This window comes from Rhizobium mayense (genome assembly GCF_030272705.1).
In the GTDB taxonomy this organism is placed as follows: domain Bacteria; phylum Pseudomonadota; class Alphaproteobacteria; order Rhizobiales; family Rhizobiaceae; genus Rhizobium; species Rhizobium mayense.
Map to the genome: position 1 here is coordinate 14,446 of NZ_JARFYM010000009.1, position 18,553 is coordinate 32,998.

23 protein-coding genes and 1 tRNA gene are annotated in these 18,553 nt (G+C 58.7%); 9 read left to right on the forward strand and 15 right to left on the reverse strand.

Translation table 11 applies throughout. The features are described from left to right. Positions 1-114 precede the first annotated feature (114 nt). Positions 115-327 (reverse strand): hypothetical protein, encoded by a 213-nt coding sequence (locus PY649_RS13170; protein ID WP_285868889.1) that lies wholly within the window; start codon positions 325-327, stop codon positions 115-117. Here PY649_RS13170 and PY649_RS13175 point away from each other — a divergent pair. From PY649_RS13175 to PY649_RS13190, 4 genes are all read left to right on the forward strand, one after another. Further along, positions 311-973 (forward strand): hypothetical protein, encoded by a 663-nt coding sequence (locus tag PY649_RS13175; protein WP_285868890.1) that lies wholly within the window; start codon positions 311-313, stop codon positions 971-973. The genes PY649_RS13170 and PY649_RS13175 overlap by 17 nt on opposite strands. A 92-nt stretch (positions 974-1,065) precedes the next feature. Next, positions 1,066-1,740 carry a thermonuclease family protein gene (locus tag PY649_RS13180; RefSeq protein ID WP_285868891.1) on the forward strand — a complete coding sequence of 225 codons (675 nt, stop codon included), beginning with the start codon at positions 1,066-1,068 and terminating at the stop codon, positions 1,738-1,740. A 174-nt stretch (positions 1,741-1,914) separates the two neighbouring features. Further along, a tRNA-Pro gene (locus PY649_RS13185) sits at positions 1,915-1,991 on the forward strand. Between the two features lie 831 nt (positions 1,992-2,822). After that, positions 2,823-3,116: a hypothetical protein gene (locus PY649_RS13190; protein WP_285868892.1), complete on the forward strand. Its 294-nt coding sequence runs from the start codon at positions 2,823-2,825 to the stop codon at positions 3,114-3,116. Positions 3,117-3,272: 156 nt separating this feature from the next. Here PY649_RS13190 and PY649_RS13195 read toward each other — a convergent pair whose 3' ends face one another. Beyond that, a complete protein-coding gene (locus tag PY649_RS13195; RefSeq protein ID WP_285868893.1) occupies positions 3,273-3,653 on the reverse strand; it encodes a BA14K family protein in 381 nt (126 codons plus the stop codon). Positions 3,654-3,833: 180 nt separating this feature from the next. Between PY649_RS13195 and PY649_RS13200 the strand changes: the two genes are divergently transcribed. Beyond that, positions 3,834-4,094, forward strand: coding sequence for a hypothetical protein (locus tag PY649_RS13200; protein WP_285868894.1), 261 nt, complete (start codon positions 3,834-3,836; stop codon positions 4,092-4,094). Between the two features lie 137 nt (positions 4,095-4,231). On the opposite strand, the gene PY649_RS13205 is transcribed toward PY649_RS13200, so the two are convergent. Together PY649_RS13205 and PY649_RS13210 are read right to left on the reverse strand one after the other, a co-directional pair. Beyond that, the gene (locus tag PY649_RS13205) at positions 4,232-4,561 is read right to left on the reverse strand and encodes a hypothetical protein (RefSeq protein ID WP_285868895.1); all 330 of its coding nucleotides are present in this window, start codon (positions 4,559-4,561) and stop codon (positions 4,232-4,234) included. Positions 4,562-4,883: 322 nt separating this feature from the next. Beyond that, positions 4,884-5,984: a porin gene (locus tag PY649_RS13210; RefSeq protein ID WP_285868897.1), complete on the reverse strand. Its 1,101-nt coding sequence runs from the start codon at positions 5,982-5,984 to the stop codon at positions 4,884-4,886. A gap of 394 nt (positions 5,985-6,378) precedes the next feature. Between PY649_RS13210 and PY649_RS13215 the strand changes: the two genes are divergently transcribed. Beyond that, entirely contained in the window at positions 6,379-6,666 is a 288-nt protein-coding gene (locus PY649_RS13215) for a hypothetical protein (RefSeq protein ID WP_285868898.1), read from the forward strand. Positions 6,667-6,769: 103 nt separating this feature from the next. Here the strand turns inward: PY649_RS13215 and PY649_RS13220 are convergent, their stop codons facing one another. From PY649_RS13220 to PY649_RS13245, 6 genes are all read right to left on the reverse strand, one after another. Continuing rightward, entirely contained in the window at positions 6,770-7,312 is a 543-nt protein-coding gene (locus PY649_RS13220; protein ID WP_285868900.1) for a MerR family transcriptional regulator, read from the reverse strand. Positions 7,313-7,541: 229 nt separating this feature from the next. Beyond that, positions 7,542-7,880 carry an integration host factor subunit alpha gene (locus PY649_RS13225; RefSeq protein WP_107107687.1) on the reverse strand — a complete coding sequence of 113 codons (339 nt, stop codon included), beginning with the start codon at positions 7,878-7,880 and terminating at the stop codon, positions 7,542-7,544. A 107-nt stretch (positions 7,881-7,987) separates the two neighbouring features. Continuing rightward, positions 7,988-8,959, reverse strand: coding sequence for a beta-ketoacyl-ACP synthase III (locus PY649_RS13230; protein ID WP_285868901.1), 972 nt, complete (start codon positions 8,957-8,959; stop codon positions 7,988-7,990). 19 nt (positions 8,960-8,978) lie between these two features. Beyond that, positions 8,979-10,025, reverse strand: coding sequence for a phosphate acyltransferase PlsX (gene plsX / locus PY649_RS13235; protein ID WP_285868902.1), 1,047 nt, complete (start codon positions 10,023-10,025; stop codon positions 8,979-8,981). A 102-nt stretch (positions 10,026-10,127) separates the two neighbouring features. Further along, the gene (locus tag PY649_RS13240) at positions 10,128-10,685 is read right to left on the reverse strand and encodes a YceD family protein (protein ID WP_285868903.1); all 558 of its coding nucleotides are present in this window, start codon (positions 10,683-10,685) and stop codon (positions 10,128-10,130) included. Between the two features lie 9 nt (positions 10,686-10,694). Continuing rightward, on the reverse strand, positions 10,695-11,330 hold the full coding sequence (locus tag PY649_RS13245; protein ID WP_285869064.1) for a ubiquinol-cytochrome C chaperone family protein: 636 nt from the start codon (positions 11,328-11,330) through the stop codon (positions 10,695-10,697). 223 nt (positions 11,331-11,553) lie between these two features. Here PY649_RS13245 and PY649_RS13250 point away from each other — a divergent pair, with 223 nt between their 5' ends. Next, entirely contained in the window at positions 11,554-12,063 is a 510-nt protein-coding gene (locus tag PY649_RS13250; protein WP_285868904.1) for an outer membrane protein assembly factor BamE, read from the forward strand. A gap of 73 nt (positions 12,064-12,136) precedes the next feature. Here PY649_RS13250 and PY649_RS13255 read toward each other — a convergent pair whose 3' ends face one another. The 3 genes from PY649_RS13255 to PY649_RS13265 form a co-directional block, all read right to left on the reverse strand. After that, complete coding sequence (locus PY649_RS13255) at positions 12,137-14,275, reverse strand: sodium-translocating pyrophosphatase (RefSeq protein WP_285868905.1); 2,139 nt, start codon at positions 14,273-14,275, stop codon at positions 12,137-12,139. 246 nt (positions 14,276-14,521) lie between these two features. Next, positions 14,522-15,004, reverse strand: coding sequence for a transcription antitermination factor NusB (nusB, locus tag PY649_RS13260; RefSeq protein WP_285868906.1), 483 nt, complete (start codon positions 15,002-15,004; stop codon positions 14,522-14,524). A 4-nt stretch (positions 15,005-15,008) separates the two neighbouring features. After that, positions 15,009-15,464, reverse strand: coding sequence for a 6,7-dimethyl-8-ribityllumazine synthase (locus PY649_RS13265; RefSeq protein ID WP_028753307.1), 456 nt, complete (start codon positions 15,462-15,464; stop codon positions 15,009-15,011). Between the two features lie 201 nt (positions 15,465-15,665). On the opposite strand from PY649_RS13265, the gene PY649_RS13270 reads away from it, so the two are divergent. Together PY649_RS13270 and PY649_RS13275 are read left to right on the forward strand one after the other, a co-directional pair. Beyond that, on the forward strand, positions 15,666-16,169 hold the full coding sequence (locus PY649_RS13270; RefSeq protein WP_285868907.1) for a cupin domain-containing protein: 504 nt from the start codon (positions 15,666-15,668) through the stop codon (positions 16,167-16,169). A gap of 5 nt (positions 16,170-16,174) precedes the next feature. After that, positions 16,175-16,744, forward strand: a complete 570-nt coding sequence (locus tag PY649_RS13275; protein WP_285868908.1) for a GNAT family N-acetyltransferase — start codon at positions 16,175-16,177, stop codon at positions 16,742-16,744. 79 nt (positions 16,745-16,823) lie between these two features. Here PY649_RS13275 and PY649_RS13280 read toward each other — a convergent pair whose 3' ends face one another. Together PY649_RS13280 and ribD are read right to left on the reverse strand one after the other, a co-directional pair. Further along, positions 16,824-17,444 carry a riboflavin synthase gene (locus tag PY649_RS13280; RefSeq protein WP_285868909.1) on the reverse strand — a complete coding sequence of 207 codons (621 nt, stop codon included), beginning with the start codon at positions 17,442-17,444 and terminating at the stop codon, positions 16,824-16,826. Further along, positions 17,444-18,553, reverse strand: coding sequence for a bifunctional diaminohydroxyphosphoribosylaminopyrimidine deaminase/5-amino-6-(5-phosphoribosylamino)uracil reductase RibD (gene ribD / locus PY649_RS13285; protein WP_285868910.1), 1,110 nt, complete (start codon positions 18,551-18,553; stop codon positions 17,444-17,446). The genes PY649_RS13280 and ribD overlap by 1 nt, the downstream gene beginning before the upstream one ends.

The window sequence follows — 18,553 nt, forward strand, 5'->3', positions numbered from 1 at the left end:
GTTTGTGCGATGCAGCAAATATAAGGCAGCGAAATGAGTTCGAACAGTCACAATGCATCATTGCTGCTATGTGAAATCGGCCTAAATCGATTAGAGGGCTGACGGCGAAACGCGTCAGAGATAGGCTCTCGCCAGCGCGAGAAGCTTCGCGTCTTCCTTCACGCCCTGGCGATAGAGCTGGATAATCAGCGCGCCGAGACGCTCCGCTTCAGGGCTGCGGAAATTGATGCCCCGATCCTCGCACACAGCATCCAACACCTTTTCCAAACGATCCAAATCGTCTGAAAACAAGGGTAAATCCTGTGGATGGATGGAGGTTTCCAACATAGGCGCCGCCTCGTCCGTCGGGCAGACGCAAACAGGCTCGCCGGTGCCCGCATTTAAACCGACGAAACATAAAGTGACTATGCGCTTCGCACCGGAGCTTGGCAAGGAAGGTTTTGTAGGTGCGGCCTTTAATCTTGAAGCATTGCTGCTTCCCAGGAATTCACGCCACAATCTTCACGACACTACAATTTTAAGTTACCCGATCACCAAGCCTTCATCGGAGCCTGGCATAAGAGGCCGCGGATACGGAGACCTCTCGATGAACAAACAGATGATATGGGCCGCACTGCTCTTGCTCGGCGCGGCGGCGCCGACCTTTTCACAGTCTCTCTCGGCACTGCCGTTGCGCAATCCCCACCAGCTTCCCGAAGGCTATATTTCTGTGCAATCCGGGATATCGCTTTCCATCCCGATCGCCGATGGCAACGATGAACAACAGCAGCGGGATGCGATCAAATCCTTCTATCGAATTGCGGCCAGCAACTGCACGGCGCTGCTCGACACGATCGCGGACGATTGCCAGCTCAACGGCCTCTCCAGCAATACCGATGTCATCAATATCGACGGCCGCGGGCCGAAGCTGACGGTGCGCGGCCAGGTGACAATGGCGGTCAAGCTGAAGGCTCCGGCAGCCGCCACGAAGTGAAACAAGAGTCCGACGCGACACCGGCAACCTGAAAGCCAACGGATCGGTAAGAAATCTTGGCGATAATTCCCGCGTAATCGAGGGATGAAGCCATGGCAAAAGCGAAACGGCGCACGCGGCGCAAGCCACAGTCCAATGCGGGCAATTCGATGTGGCTATGGGGCATAGTCGGTCTGGCAGCCGTGGGGGGCATTTTCGCCTATCAACATCGCCGGGAAATGCCGTCATTGCAGGCATACACCGGCTCCATCGGCGGTCGGCATGTGGCGCAGGATGCTCCGGTGCCGACTGCCAAGCCGAAAATAAGAACGGCGGCCGCCGCTCCCGAACGGGCGCCTTCAACGCTGCCGGTCCCTCCCAAAATCATTCCCGTTGCCGTGCCGGCGGACCGGACGCTCGCGGCTGCCCCGCCTGAGAGCGCAGGGCGATTCGGCCTGTGCGGCGGCGAAACCGGCATGAACTGTGTCGTCGACGGCAACACTTTCTGGCAGAATGGGATCAAAATCCGCCTGGCGGACATCGATGTGCCTGATATCGAGCCGTCGCATTGCGCCGTCGAACGGCAAAAAGCCGCCGCCGCGAAACTGCGGCTGCAAGCCCTTCTTAACGACGACACTTTCGTCCTCTCCGCCAGCGGGCGCGGTGACGATCAGCATGGCGGCGTATACCGCATCGCGATGCGTGCCGGCCGGTCCATCGGCGATCGGTTGGTGGCCGAGGGGCTGGCCCGCCGCTGGACGGGGCAGACGGCGTCGTGGTGCGGCTGAGTCAATGATCGAGGCCACAAAAGTTCAGCCCTCGATCGTCATGTGAAACCTGGCGAGAAGGGACATGGCAGCAGCCTTCCCGCGCGACTTGTCCCATTTTTATTCCGGCGATCGCATTTTCCACTTGCATCCTGAAAGCTGAAACCATAAACGAAACAAGCCTTTTCGGCAGGTCGGGGCGTAGCGCAGCCCGGTAGCGCACTTGACTGGGGGTCAAGGGGTCGCTGGTTCGAGTCCAGTCGCCCCGACCATTAAAATCAATCACTTAGCCCCAGATAAGTGATTTGGCTAAAGTCATTGTGGCCAGAAGCGAACCTCCAGAAATCACATAAAAGCTGCCTGACCATTCCATCAAGCTGTGGGCAGCAGCTTGCACTGTGCTGTGAGCGGCTGGCTCAAACCACGGATGAACTCCTCGTTTCGAATTTGCGTAAGATTGGTAAGCGCACCGAACACAGTGTTCGATTCGCCTGGCAACAGAACATCCGGCACTGGAAAAGGCGAAAGTGGGCGGCCAGATCATATTGGGCACTAGACCTGACCGCCTGGGCACCGCGAGGGCTGCGGCAGTTCCCACACTGCCAGACGAAAATTATGCGAGCCTTAGGAAACCCAACCTCTACTGGCCACCATCGAAAAAATCGTCAAAAAAGAGTATCACCGAGGTCGTTGGCTCTGTGGCCGCCATGTCTCACGGGATTGGCTGGGCGTTAACGGCAAGACACCCGCAAACACTACACCACATTTTCATCACCGGAACCTTTGGTGCAGCCAAAGGTTTATCGTGTGGAGGAGTATTACCATGAGCAACGACCCCAATGGGCCAAGCCCAGACCTGAGAACGACACCACTCTCGCGCCGCCCTCCTTGGGCGCAATGGCTGGTTATCTTGGCGGCGATTATTCTAGCCGCACTGGCGTGGAGCCTCTGGCCTCGCACAAGCCCGATGAATACAACAGCTCCACCGGCTGAGACCACCACGACGCAGCCGCCAGCAACGTCGACGCCGCCTGCGACAGCACCCGCACAGCAAGCGCCTGCGCAGTAATAAGGAAAGGGCCGCTGGCATTGGCGGGCTTTACATGAAGGTTCAGCGCGTCAGGTCCCTTGATGTTTATGGATGTCATCACAATATTTTAGGTATGATTGACATTCCGCCACCACCTGTCGAGCAAACCGACCCTGACCGCTACTCCTGGTGCAAATTCGCACTGTATTCCGCGTTTGCGGAAGTGGCTAAACGCGCGGTCAAGGCCGGATGGGACGAGCGTGAAGTTGCCGCGGCTCTCGTCGATCTGGCCGATCGTCATATGCTGGATCTCATCACGACGGGTGAACTTGAGGCCATAATAGAGGCGATCAAAAAACAGCCCTGATAGCCCTAGGGCGGAGAAAACCTGCGGCAGCGTTCTGTACGGAGACGAATAGCCCCCGGCTACCTATCTCATTGATATCGCTGCTTGGCTCCATACGAATATTCTTTGGAGACCGCTAACGATACGAGCGACAGCATTTGCTGACCGCCAGCTGGCTCACCGGCATTGCCGCCTCGGCCCATGGCTCGGCTGATAGGTGTTGTCCGATGCGCGGTAGGATTGGTAGCGGTCGGCGCAGGCCCGTGCGTGGCTGTCGTAATAGCCTTCCGTGCCCTGTCTGTTGAAGAGCGTACCGGTCACGAAGGACTTGAACAGCACGCCGCTGTCAGTGTCATCGTCATAATAGCCGTCGAAGCCATGGTTGTTGTTGTGTCCGCCGCGAATACGGTTGTGGTTGTGGCCGTGGACCTGGATGATGTTGGATTGTTCCGGTACCGTGAGTGTCGGCATGGTGATGGCGCCCGCAGGCATGGCGGCGCCTGCCGCCAGCAATGCACCGAAACCCACCGCCACCATCGACCTGTTGATCGTTCGCATGTGTTGCTCCTTCGAATTCCAATGGCGGCAGATCCAAGCACATCTGCGTGAAAAACCTTGCCGCCAACCACTCCGGCATTACGTTTATATAGTGGCTTCCAGCCGCGCTCACAGATGCCCTTCCGTCTTTCTTCGAAGGCGGTTTTTCTTTGAATAAGAAGTGATTAGAAAGTTACGGCGATGAAACCACTTATTGCCATTTTGCTATGCGCACCGCTGCTTGCCGCATGCACGACAACCGAACAGTCCCTGCAGCCCATTCCCGGTAGCATCACCTATGGCGGCCAGCCGCGAATGAAGCTGACGCAATCGCCCCCAGGCACGCGGCTGCCGCACCATTTCGTCAATCAGTGGGGCCAGGATGTCTACGAAACCTATATTATCCAGCCCGATCGCAGCCTGAAGCTCGTCAGCAGGGAAGAGATGACCCGGCCGTTCTAGGAGGGTTCAGTTTTTTAGCAAATCGCTGACGAACAACTGCTTCGCCTTCCTCACGGAATTGCGCTGGCGATGACCCGAGCCACAAAAACTGCGCCGAGGCGGAGTTTTCATTTTTGAACCGAGCTGATCGGCCCCGTTTACCAGCAGCGATAGCAACGATGATAATAGGGATGGCCGTAATAGCCGTGGTGGTAATGATTGTCGCTGACCGCAGCGCCGACGAGGACGCCGCCGATGATGCCGGCGGCAATACCTGCGGCAGCCTGATTTTCGGCCTGTTGCGCCTGAGCACGGTTGGCCTGGTAGGTGGTGCCGACGCAGCGGCCGTAGCGCTGCGTACCCGGACGCAGACCCTGAGCCTGACAGGTCATTTCGGCATTGGCAGCGGATTGCTCCGGCGTCTGGCAGCTGGCTAAAATGGACGATATGGCGAAAAGGCTGATCGCCATGGCAGCACGTATGCGCATATTACTCTCCGGCAATAAATCAATTTAAAGTATTGTTTCTACGCAGAGAGATACAGCCAAGAGTAAGCGTATGCAAGTATCCACTTACCCGCTGGTTAACCAGATGACACTATCGCTCTAGCATTTTTCCATGCAGCGTGACGTCGCGGCCGAGGGCCGATCGAACGAGCCGGCGCCATCAAAAATAACTTTAAAAACAAAGAGGCCGGCATCGCGGCCGGCCCCTTTTTTCCCAATTTCGGATCTCATATCTGTCGCGTGAAATGGCGGCGATTTAAGAGATCATGCACCGGCAATCGAAGACCGATCCAATCGGATCCGATCAGAAATTCCGCTCGAAACGAAGGATGCCGGCAACCGTATCATCATTGATGAAGTCATAGTGCATGTAGGTCAATTCCGGCTCGATGAGCAGATCCTTGACCGGATTGAACTTGACGTTGGTGGTGGCCTCGAAAATCTTCGAGTCGGTGTAGGCAAGCTGCAGGTTCCACTTCAACTTGTCATTGATCGGAACACCAACGCCTCCCCATACGGCCCAGTCACCCCAGCCGCACTTCGCCCCATGGACAACACCATCGGAGGTCGTGCAAGCCGATTCATCCTGATAGGAGCCGGCATACTGGTTGAGCTTGTCGCCATCCGTGTTCCAACCGCCCATCAAGAAAGCTTCCACGCCGCCGAACTTGGCATCGATGCGGGCCTTGATGGCGCCTTCCTCGACGATGGAGTCATAGCCACCGACGACCTTGAAGCCGAGCGTGCCGGTCGTGTAGCCGAAGCCGGCGACGACGTTCGGTGCGTAATGGTTTTCCTTCGAGGTAACCCAGGCGCCGCCGTAACTGTCGGAGTCCGACGCAGAGTTGGTGTCTTCCAGCGAGACGACGGCACTAAAGCCGTTGCTGCCCTCATAATTGTAGGTCAACTGATTGAGTTCGTATGGGCCGTCATAGATCGCGTCGTCGTTAATGACATCGCCAGCATAACCTACATAGAGATTGTACTGCGAGTCGAGCTTGCCGACAGTAAAACCGCCGAGGCTGATATTGGCAAACAACAGCTTCGAAGTTGTGTCCCCTCCATCATTCCATTCCCAGCGGAAGATGACGTTGGTCTTCAGGGCACCATATTCCGTGTCGGTCGCCGTATCGACCTTAAGCTCGGTGCGGTCATGCCAGAGCGTGCCGACCTTGCTCTTCGGATTATAGGCATCGTACCATTCGCCTTCCGTGCGGACCTTACCGCCGATCTTAAGGCAGGTTTCCGTGCCCGGAATAAAGAAATAACCGGTGCCGTAGCCGTCGCAAATGCGCACATATTGCAGCGGCTCAGGCTCCGCCGCGACAATGGCGTCTGCCGCATGGGCGCCGCTCACCGTCGCCAAGGCGGCGACGGAGCCGAGAAAAAGGCTCTTAATGTTCATGGTGTCTCCATTCGAATATCCATCAGGATTGGCTTTGCGGCGGATCATATCGGGTCGCGCCATATCCTGATTTAAGTCCCCCTCGTATCGAGGGCGAAGCAGCGAAGCTTCCCCGTTGAAGCTGAACCCGGCACCGCGACGTTGCAAGTTAATAAACAAAGTAAGCTAATCGTCACATTAATGTAGAATCTTATAAGTGATAAAAATGACACTTGCATTTGCCACCATTAATAGCATTTGCTCAATATGAACACCAAAAACTATCCGCCTTTCATCGGACGCGTATTTTAGTCATATTGAATAACAGCAATAAATAAATACAATCCGCCGGTCGAATTACGATCGTCTGCGGCAACCGGAACGGTGCAGATGACCAAGTCAGCGGGAAAAGCCCATGTTTCTCAAAGCGCTCAGCATATCTCTCTTCACTGTCGGCATGGCCACGACGGCCATGGCTGCATCTAGCAGTAGCGGAGCTCGCGGCGATCGTGGCGGCTGGGGCGACAGTCCTGGCGCGGAAGACTACAGCAACTATCGCAACACCATTATCGGCGATAGGAACGCGAGCGACACAGAGGAAAAGGACCCGAACGCGTGCTGGACGCTGCCCCGCTCTGCCGACGGCAAATCGATCGTCGCGCCGAGCCAGGCCAATCCCGTCGTTCCGCGCAGGTGCAACTGATTCCCAAATTCGTATACAGGCGGGTATCTCGACGAATTATCGCCCGCCTCAAGACGGCGGAGTCAGATAAAGCAGAAGCATTTTTCAGGATACGGCCGTTGCCCTACCGCACCTGATCAAGCAGTCGCTTGCATTCCAGCAGATCATAAAGCGTCTCCTGCAGCAGCGCCCTATCCTCCTTGCCGACGCTCGACTTACCGATGGAAACATCAGGGACGTCGTCTTCACCACTGACGAAATTAAAGAAGCGGCGGCTGATCGGCGCTTTGGCGCGGCCGACGATTTGATCGTCATCGGGAGAGCCGACGCGTGGCTCGGCCGCAGCCGGCTCTTGTGCGGCGGAGGCGAGCGCCTCGACGCTCGCCAGATCGCCATGGCCGACGGCAATGACGAATTTGTTGCCATTGGTTTTCAGAAGCTTCTGAACACCCTTGATCGTATAACCGTGGTCATAGAGCAGATGGCGGATACCGTTCAGCAGGTCGACGTCTTCCGGACGATAGTAGCGCCGGCCGCCGCCGCGCTTCATCGGCTTGATCTGCGGGAAGCGGGTTTCCCAGAAACGCAGGACATGCTGCGGCAGATCAAGGTCTTCCGCGACTTCGCTGATCGTGCGAAATGCATCCGGGCTCTTGTCCATCGTCATACTCCCACAGCATGACTCCAGCGCCACTCAGGCCGGACCATGCGAAACCGGATATCCGCACCGCGGCTCATCGCGATACGACTCATCATATTTCAACGGTTTGCGAGGAGAAATTCAAGTCGTCTCTGCGGCTCTTTCACAAGCAAGCAGAAAAATAACCGCAAAAGACTTGGAAAACGGCGTGCCAGCGTGCGTACCGCGGCCGCCGTCGATGTCCGTCACGCGCGGATCAGGAAACGGGGTTTACCGGCCGGGCTTTTGCCTTGCGGCTGGCATGAGCCTTCAGAATGCGTGTCTTCAGGACATTGGACGCCTTGAACGTCATGACCCTGCGCGGAGAGATGGGCACCTCTTCGCCGGTCTTCGGATTACGACCAATGCGTTCATTCTTATCGCGCACTTGAAACGTCGCGAAGGAGGAGAGTTTCACTGTCTCGCCACGCACGATGGCGTTGCAAATTTCATCGATCACCGTCTCGACGAGTTCCGCCGACTCGGTCCGGGAGAGGCCGACTTTCCGAAATACCGACTCCGCCAAGTCCGCGCGCGTCACTGTCTTGCCCGTCATAGTTCCCCGCCCATATTGCTACGTAATTTTATCCAAGCTGCAAGAGACTATTGCCCTTGCACCAAACGGTCAAGCTCTTGTTAGGAATCGGATTTTAGAGATGCAGCCTACCAGCGCAGCAGGACGGCGCCCCAGGTGAAGCCGCCGCCCATCGCTTCCAGCATCACCAGATCGCCCTTCTTGATTCGGCCGTCGCCTGCCGCTACGGCAAGCGCGAGCGGGATCGACGCCGCCGAAGTATTGCCATGAAGGTCCACGGTTACCACAACCTTCTCGGGAGCAATTCCGAGCTTTTTTGCCGAACCGTCGATGATGCGGCGGTTCGCCTGATGCGGCACCAACCAGTCGAGATCGTCGGCCCTCACACCTGCCGCATCGAAGGTGGCCTGGATGACGTCGGTGATCATGCCGACGGCGTGTTTGAATACCTCCCGGCCCGCCATGTGCAGCACGCCGACCGTTCCTGTCGTGGAAGGGCCACCGTCGACATAGAGTTTGTCCTTATGCGCCCCATCGGAGCGCAGGCTGGCCGTCAGCACGCCGCGGTCGGTGCTCGCGCCGGTCCCTTCGCCTGCTTCCAGGATCAGCGCGCCGGCGCCGTCGCCAAAGAGGACGCAGGTCGTGCGGTCGGTCCAGTCGAGAATGCGGGAGAATGTTTCGGCGCCGATGATGAGCGCGCGCTTGGCGAGCCCGCCCCGAATATAAGCGTCGGCTGTCGTCACCGCATAGACAAAGCCGGAGCACACGGCCTGGACATCGAAGGCGAAACCATGATGCATGCCGAGACGGTTCTGGATGTTCACCGCGGTAGCAGGAAAGGTGTTGTCCGGCGTGGAGGTGGCGACGATGACGAGGTCGATATCGTCAGCCGTTAGGCCGGCATTGGTAAGTGCAGCCCGCGCCGCCTGTTCGCCGAGCGAGGCGGTCGTTTCGCCTTCGCCGGCAATATAGCGCTGGCGAATGCCAGTGCGCTGCATAATCCAATCGTCACTGGTGTCGACGACTTGCTCCATCTCGCGATTGGTCATGGCGCGCTTGGGGAGCGCCGACCCAAATCCGCGAACAACTGAACGGATCATTCTTGTTATACCCCGTCGCTCATGCCGCTTCCGGTCCGATCGGCGGCTGCCGTTTGGCATGATATTTTTTCAGATCGTTTTCAATTTTTTGAGTAAGGCCATTTTTGGCCATGTCATAGCCGACATCGACGGCAGCCGCAAAGGCCTCGGCGTTGGCGCCGCCATGGCTCTTGATGACGATACCGTTGAGGCCGAGGAAGACGCCGCCATTGACCTTGCTCGGATCGAGTTTCTCGCGCAACAGGTCGAAGGCGCCCTTGGCGAAGATGTAACCGATGCGGGCGAGCAGCGTGCGCGTCATGGCGGCGCGGAGATAAGTGCCGATCTGCTTCGCCGTGCCCTCGGCCGCCTTCAGCGCGATATTGCCGGAAAAGCCCTCCGTCACCACCACATCGACCGTGCCCTTGCCGATATCGTCGCCCTCGACGAAACCGGAATATTCGAGCGATTCAAGATTGGCTTCACGGATCAGTCGGCCGGCTTCCTTGACGTCTTCCTGGCCCTTGATTTCCTCGACGCCGACATTCAGGAGGCCGATGGTCGGCCGTTCGATCTCGAAGAGCGCGCGCGCCATGGCGCCGCCCATCAAGGCGAAATCGAGCAATTGCTGCGAATCAGCGCCGATCGTCGCGCCGACATCGAGCACAATGCTTTCACCTCGCAATGTCGGCCAGATCGCGGCGATCGCGGGACGTTCGATGTTGGCCATTGTCCGCAGGCAGAACTTCGCCATGGCCATCAGCGCACCGGTATTGCCGGCGGAAACGACGACATCGGCGTCGCCAGTCTTCACCGCTTCGATCGAGCGCCACATGCTGGATATGTACCGGCCGCGGCGCAACGCCTGGCTCGGCTTTTCATCCATGCTGATCGCGACATCGCACTCGTGAAAGACGGATTTTTCGCGGAGCTTCGGATATTTGGCGAGGACTGCTTCGCAGCGCTCCTTCTGTCCGTACATGATGAATGTGATATCGGGATGCCTATCCAGCGCCTTGGCCGCGCCAGGAATAACAACCTCAGGGCCGAAGTCGCCACCCATTAGGTCAAGAGAAATTCTGATCACGCGTCCCTAGTCCTTTTTGCCCGCCGCGCCTGGCGAAATTGGCGTCAAAATACCGGTTTCTCCCCGCGTTACAACTGAATTATCTTCAATTACCAGGGGGGTCTATTCCTTTTTCCAGTCCTTCAAGACCGCAAACGGCGAGGGTTTCTTGTCATCTTCGCCGGTGTCTTCGATGTGATCTTCGAACTCTATACCAGGCTTGCGCGGGTAAGGATCGATGGCAAGCGCGGCAAATTCGGTCACGACGGCGCCGGCGTCGATCGTATCGCCAGTGAAGGTTTCGGGAAGATCCGGACCGTCCGGATCGAGCACCATTTCGCCGGCATCCATGGAGGGCGCACGCGCGAGCTTCGAATCCTCCGGAATGAAAATATGCTCGAAATCCTCGTCGATCTCCGATTCGACCGGATCGAGCGTGACGACACAGGCCTGGACGATCTTGGCGCGAACATTGCCCTTGACGCGGACGCCATCGCGTTTCCAGCGGGAAATCTTCAGGTCCGCTTCCAGCTTTTCCACGGAAAGCACATCCCAAAGCTTGGCCAAGCCCGCAAGCTCGCGGCCTTCCGCTTCGAGATGCACATCCACGGGGTTGGCGGAGATGTGGCCGACTTTCACCGGATAGGAAAAGGGCGTTTCATCGGAGTAGGGTCTTTTCATTTTTGTCTCCTAAGGTGCGTCTGCGCCAACTTGAGGCGCCGCCTCGCCAATCCGCGGCGGCTGCGGGAGCGTCGCCGAGCCGGTTGCGATCTCCGCTTCCGTGATCCCCGCGAGATGCGCCTCTGCCGCCATCATCCAATCAGCAAGACCGATCATCGAAGGAGCACCCTCGCCTGCCTTGGGATGGATATTGCGCCGAAGTGCGGCGGCCAGCGCGTCACGGTCGATGCCGTCCATAGCCGCGGCATAGCTTTCCAACCGCCCGTAAAACATACCGGCCAGTTTCTTCATCCGCTTGGGTACGCTGTTGTCGCCGATTCCGAGTTCGCGGATGGAATAATCGATATCCTCAAAAAAGGCATCGACGATTTCCTGCGCCAGCTCCTGTCCGCTGGTCTCGGACGAGCGCGTCCGGCGGAAAAACAGGATCATCACCGCCGAGAGCAGCTCGAAACGACCCATGACCGTGTCCGGCACGTCATAATCCGTATAGAAAACCGGCTGGCGCGCCATCGAGGTCAGGGTGTCATATTGCCTGACGACGATGATCTGGTTGTGGTTTCTTTTGCGGAAGAGCCCAAAAATCATGAAAATTCCCGGAATTGGCTCATTCAGAGCGCCCCGTTGCGCTCCGCCTTGTTGCATCCACTTGAAAGCTGGTTTACCGAAGCAGGCGCGAATTGCAATGCCGTTTGTGCCCACTTCAAGGTCCCGCCCCAAGCCGTCGTCACGCCGTGCATGATTGGTGATGAAGAGTGCCGAACAACATTGTTGGGCCCCTCCGCAATCGCGGAAAGGCCACAATGATGTGCACAGCAAGGTCATGTCGGCCGCTCGGCCATCGGATTGATTCACTAGGGGAGATGAGATGTCGTTGACGAGACGGTATTTCAAGTCTGACAGAATTTTCATCAGTAGTGCCGCTATCGCTCTGGTGATTGCGACCGCGGGGCTCACGGGCTGCCAGACCAGCGAGGTCATGAACAACGGCTACATCTTCGACCAGCAATCGCTCAATCTCGTGCCTGTCGGCTCGAGCCGCGAGCAGGTGCTGCTTTCGCTCGGGACGCCGTCGACGACGGCGACCTTCGATGGCGAAGTCTTTTATTATATTTCACAGAAGCGCACGCGCTCAATGGCCTTCATGAAGCCAAGGTTGGTCGACCAGAACATCCTGGCGATCTATTTCGACAAGGACGGCGTGGTGAAGCAGCAAGCCAACTACACGCTGAAGGACGGCAAGGTCTTCGACATGATCAGCCGCACGACGCCGACCGGCGGCCGCGACCTGACCTTCCTGCAACAGATTCTGCAGGGTGGCGGCAACGGTATCAACGGTGCGAAGAATTTCCTCAACAATCTGAACCCGGGCCAATAAGTCGGATATACCGCATCAAAAAACCCGCGAAGCGCAGGCTTCGCGGGTTTTTTCATTTGTTCGGCCTTCGCCTTTATCCGGCGAGAACCGCAAGCAGTAGCAGCGCCACGATATTGGTGATCTTAATCGCCGGATTAACAGCGGGGCCGGCCGTGTCCTTGTAGGGATCGCCGACGGTGTCGCCGGTCACGGAAGCCTTGTGCGCCTCCGAGCCCTTCAGGTGACGCGCGCCGTCCTTGTCGACGAAACCGTCTTCGAAGCTCTTCTTGGCATTGTCCCAGGCGCCGCCACCCGACGTCATGGAAATAGCGACGAACAGTCCGTTGATGATGACGCCCAGCAACGAAGCACCGAGCGCGGCAAAGGCCGAAGCTTTCGAACCCGAAATCAGCAGCACGCCGAAATAGACGACGAGCGGCGCCAGTACCGGCAGCAGGGACGGAATGATCATCTCGCGAATGGCGGCCTTGGTCAGAAGGTCGACGGCCCGGCCGTAATCGGGGCGCTCAGTACCCTTCATAATGCCCGGCTTTTCGCGGAACTGCTTGCGCACCTCCTCGACGATCGCACCGGCCGCACGGCCGACGGCCGTCATGGCGATGCCGCCGAAAAGATAGGGAATCAGGCCGCCGAACAACAGGCCGGCCACGACATACGGGTTGGAGAGATCGAAGGAGATCGTGCCCACATTCGTGAAATATGGGAACTGATCGCCATGGGCCGCAAAATATTTCAGGTCGTTCGAATAGGCAGCGAACAGCACCAATGCGCCGAGGCCGGCCGAGCCGATGGCGTAGCCTTTGGTCACCGCCTTGGTGGTGTTGCCGACCGCATCCAGAGCGTCGGTCGATTTGCGCACTTCCGGCGGAAGATGCGACATTTCAGCAATACCGCCGGCATTGTCGGTGACCGGGCCGAAGGCGTCGAGCGCAACGATCATGCCGGCAAGGCCGAGCATGGCGGTGACCGCGATGCCGGTGCCGAACAGACCGCCAAGCTGATAGGTGGCAAGAATGCCGCCGACGATGACGATTGCCGGCAGCGCCGTCGATTCGAGAGAAACGGCGAGGCCTTGGATGACGTTGGTGCCATGGCCGGTGACCGAGGCCTGGGCAATGGAATTGACCGGGCGCTTGTTGGTGCCGGTATAATATTCGGTGATGACGACGATCAGCGCGGTGACGATCAGGCCGACAATGCCGCAGATGAACAGCTTCGCGCCGGTGACGTCGAAGCCGGCGACCGCACCGATCGAACCCCAGCCGATTGTCAGCGACGTGGCGGCTGCAAGACCTATGATCGACAGGATGCCGGTCGCAATCAGGCCCTTGTAGAGCGCGCCCATGATGGAGCCGTTCGTCCCGAGCTTGACGAAGAAGGTGCCGATGATCGACGTGATGATGCAGGCGCCGCAGACCGCCAGCGGATAGACCATGGCCGAGGCGAGAACCGGCGTGCCGGCAAAGAAGATCGCGGCGAGGACCATGGTGGCGACGACGGAGACCGCATAGGTTTCGAAGAGGTCGGCGGCCATGCCTGCGCAGTCGCCGACATTGTCGCCGACGTTATCGGCAATGGTCGCGGGATTGCGCGGATCATCTTCGGGAATGCCGGCTTCCACCTTGCCGACGAGGTCGCCGCCGACATCCGCGCCTTTAGTGAAGATACCGCCGCCGAGACGCGCGAAGATCGAAATCAGCGAAGCGCCGAAACCTAGAGCCACCAGCGCGTCTATAACGTCGCGCGAGCCCGGTTCATGACCGAGAATGCTGGTCAACACATAGAAATAGATGGAGACGCCGAGCAAAGCGAGGCCGGCAACCAGCATGCCGGTGATCGCGCCCGACTTGAAAGCAATGTCGAGACCGGCCGACAGGCTGTGCGACGAGGCCTGCGCAGTGCGGACATTGGCGCGCACGGAGACATGCATGCCGATGAACCCGGCGGAGCCCGACAGAATAGCACCGATCAGGAAGCCGATGGCGGCTTCGCCCGACAGAAGCAGCCAGGCCAGGATGAAAACGATAACGCCGACTATGGCAATGGTTCTATATTGACGCGCCAGGTAGGCTTGCGCGCCTTCCCGAATATAACTTGCAATTTCCTGCATGCGTGCATTGCCCTGGTCGGCGGCAAGCACCGACCGGGTTGCCCAGACGGCGTAAATCACCGAGAGCAGTCCGCACGCGATAACACCTAAAAGAATCGACATTTCGCTTTTTCCCTCCAAAAAAGCCGGCGGTTCACTCCCTCGTCCGGCCGCCTGCAGCAAAAGCCAGCCCCTCCTCCAAGGGGCAGCAATTGTGCAGGGCGAGATTGCGTTTGCGAAAACGTCGCGTCAAGACCATCCACGGGTAAAACAACCAATGGAGGTTCAAAAGAACATTCGTCGGTGAAATCGGGCGCGAGCGAAAGAAACGAAAGCGGCAGGGATCAAGCACCGGCCTGATGACGGGCCTTATTTCTTGGCTTCGCCGCGGACCTGCTTGGCGATTCGGTCGAGCACGGCGTTAACGAGCTTCGGCTCATCCTCCTCGAAGAAGGCGTGAGCGATCTCGACATATTCGGTGACGATGACGGGAACCGGCACGTCCTTGCGGTCGAGAAGCTCGAAAGTGCCGGCGCGCAGGATGGCGCGCACGGTGCTGTCAAGGCGCGATAGCGCCCAATCATCCTGCAGGGCGGAGCCGATCAATGGATCGAGCCGGGTCTGCTCGCGCACGACACCGGAGACGATGGAGCGGAACCAGGATGCGTCGGCCTTCAGATAGGTCTCGCCGTCCAGCTCCTGCCCAAGACGGTGTGCTTCGTATTCAGCCACCACCTCCAGCACGCCGGTTCCGCCAATATCCATCTGATAGAGCGCCTGAACGGCAGCGAGACGTGCTGCGCCCCGCTGGTTCGCAGTCTTTGCCGGTCGCTCGTTATCCTGATTTCCCATGAACTTATGCACCCAACTTTTGTTTCAGCGCGATCATCGTCAGCGCTGCGCGGGCGGCAAAACCACCCTTGTCCTTGTCCGAACGGCGCGCGCGCACCCAGGCCTGATCGTCGTTTTCGACAGTCAGGATTCCGTTGCCGATCGCCAGAGATTCGCTGACGGCGAGATCCATCAGCGCACGCGAGGATTCATTAGAGACGATGTCGAAATGATAGGTCTCGCCGCGGATGACCATGCCGAGGGCGACATATCCGTCATATTCGGTGCCGCCGTTATCGGCGCCATCAAGCGCCATGGCGATAGCTGCCGGAATCTCCAGCGCGCCGGGCACGGTGACGACGTCATAGGTCGCGCCGGCCTCTTCGAGCGCGGTCTTGGCGCCGTCGAGAAGAGCGTCGGCCATATCATCGTAGAAGCGAGCTTCGACGATGAGGATGTGGGCATTGGTAGAGCTGGACATACGTCACCTGCTGAGTGGGAGGGCGGGCAGCACCTTGATAAGGGCGGGTCAAACCACGGCGGGCCGCGCTTGGCAAGTGTTTTTCGGATGCCTTGGCTGATTCTGATCCGGATTTGGGGAACATTGAAGCGTGCCAGAAATTGTATCTTCCACCAGCTCACTCGCTTCGCTAATAATTTCGCACTGACAGGGAGGAACTTGATGACAGAGAAAACCAGACACGCTGTCAACCTTGGCGAGCTACAGCTCGATCATTGGCAGCAGGGAGATTTTTTTTCGAGCAGCGATGTCTCCTTTGGCGCACTGCTTGGGCTGAAAGATCTCGGCATCAGCTATAACGAAGTGCCGTCCGGCAAATCCGGCTGTCCATTTCACAACCATCACGTCGAAGAGGAACTCTTCGTCATTCTCGACGGCGAAGGCGAATATCGCTTCGGAAGCGAGCGTATTCTAGTCGCGAAAGGCGATGTAATGGGAGCACCTGCCGGTGGCCATGAAACCGCCCATCAGCTCATCAATATTGGCCCGGGCGTACTGATCTATCTCGTCATCTCGACCAAAGCCCAAACAGAGATTGTCGAATACCCCGACTCCGGCAAGTTCATGGCGAAGACTAATCGCCTCGGCGAGACGCCGCGGCGATTCAGCTTCATCGGGCGCGAGGGCGGCGCCGTGGATTATTGGGACGGCGAAACGGGAGCATGAAACGGATGAGCATGAATGTAGAAATGGTTGACCGGAAGGAAGCTGCTCCCGCCATGACCATGGTTCCGACATTGATAACCGAGCGCCTCATTCTCCGCGCTCATCGGCTGGAGGATTTCGACGATTATACGGCCTTCTGGACGCAAGAAGACCTTGTCCGTTACATCGGCGGCGAGCCGTCGACACGCGAACAGGCCTGGTCGCGCCTGTTGCGTTATGCCGGCATGTGGCACCACCTTGGCTTCGGTTTTTTCGCCGTCGAAGAACGTCAGAGCGGCCGCTTCATCGGTGAAGTCGGCTTCCTCGACCTCCATCGCGACATGCACCCGACCACCACCGAAGGGACGCTGGAATCCGGCTGGGGGATCACACCGGCGCTGCAGGGCAGAGGCTATGCAACGGAAGCCGTCAAGGCGGCGATCGCCTGGGCCGACGACACATTCCCCGGCCGCCGCATGACCTGCATCGTCGATCCGGAAAACAGGCCGTCGTTGCGCGTCGCCGAAAAAGTCGGCTTCCGCCGGATCGGCGAAGTGATGTACAAGGACAAATCCAACGTCATGTTTGAGCGCTAGCTGCCCGAAAAAGTGCTGGCACAAAGATGCCGCCATCAAACCGATGGCGGCGGACAGGGAGCGCGATTGACGCCTCGAATCAGCTTTCCCGCGCCACCGGAAATTCAGCCAGCCGCGCGGCATAGCGGGCCATGGTGTCGACTTCGAAATTGACGAAATCGCCGGCCTTACGCTCACCCCAGGTGGTGACCTCCAGCGTATGACGAATGAGGAGCACGTCGAAATCCGTGCCGTCGACGGCGTTTACCGTCAGCGACGTGCCATCGAGCGCGATCGAGCCCTTGGGAGCGACGAATTTTGCGAGATGCGCCGGGGCGCGCAGGCGGAAGCGGGTGGCGTCGCCTTCCGCCGTCACCGACAGGATCTCCGCCTTGCCATCGACATGACCGGAGACGATGTGGCCGCCGAGCTCATCGCCGATCTTCAGCGAGCGCTCGAGATTGATGTTGCTGCCAGCTTCCCAGGTGCCGATGGTGGTTAGCCGCAGGGCTTCTTCCCAGGCTTCCACCTCAAACCAGCGGCCGTTGCTGCCGGCTTCCGGCAGGCCTGTCACCGTCAGGCAGATGCCGGAATGGGAGATCGAGGCCCCCATATCGATCGTTGCCGGATCGTAATTGGTGGCGACACGCAGCTTGATGCCTTCCTTGAGCGGAGAGACCGATTCGACCTTGCCGATGTCGGTGACAATTCCGGTAAACATTAAAAACCTCTTTCAAATTCGTCGCAGCGATCATCGCCAAACCGGCTCGCGCGGATATGTCTGAAACTGGCTGGGATATTGGTCTTCGTGACAGGCGATTCAATACCGCCCTCGCCGATCGTACCCGGCCCCTGGAACAGAAGGATGCGGTCAACGAGATCGGCGGCGAGAAAACGCTGCGCCGTCCTTGCTCCGCCTTCGACTAAGAGAGAGGAGATGCCGCGCGTCGCCAGCGCCTCAAGCAATTCTCCCGGCTCGCTGGAGTTGGATTGCAACACTTCGGCGCCGGCGGCATCCAGTGCGGCGCGGCGGCCCATGAAGGCCTTGTCCGCATTTTCATCGAAGGGCGGCGGATGGCCGGCCACGACCATGAGCCCGTATTGTTGTGCCGTCTTCACGAGCTTGCTGCCGAGAGGAAGCCGAAGCTGATCGTCGATGACGATCCGCAACGGCGTGTGGCCTTCCAGCCCCGGCAGACGGCTGGTCAATTCCGGATCATCCGCTATCGCAGTGCCGATGCCGACAAGAATGGCGTCGCTTTCGGCGCGCACGACCTGCACCTGGGCACGGGCGACATCGCCAGTGATGCGTACCTGCCCCTCGCCTGTTTTGCCAATCATCCCATCTGCGGAAACAGCAAGTTTGAGAGTCACATAGGGCCGGTTTCTCGTCTGGCGCATGAGATAGCCGGCAAGCGAGCGCCTGCCCTCTTCCTCAAGAATGCCGGCATCGACTTCGATCCCCGCATCCCGCAGCATTGCAATGCCGCGACCAGAAACACGCTGGTCGGGATCGGTAACGCTGATGACGACGCGAGCGACGCCATAGGCAATGAGCGCCTCGGCGCAGGGCGGGGTCTTGCCGTAATGGGAACAGGGCTCGAGCGTGACGTAGGCGGTCGCTCCCTTCGCCGCCTCGCCGGCCTCGGCCAGGGCTTGCGGCTCGGCATGCGGCCGGCCGTCAAGCGCTGTGACGGCACGGCCGATGACGGCACCGTCCTTGACGATCAGGCAACCGACCGACGGATTAGTGTTGGTGAGACCCAAATGCCAGCGCGACAGGCGGATCGCCGCGGCCATGAAACGTTCGTCCTCAGGCCGGGGCGCCAT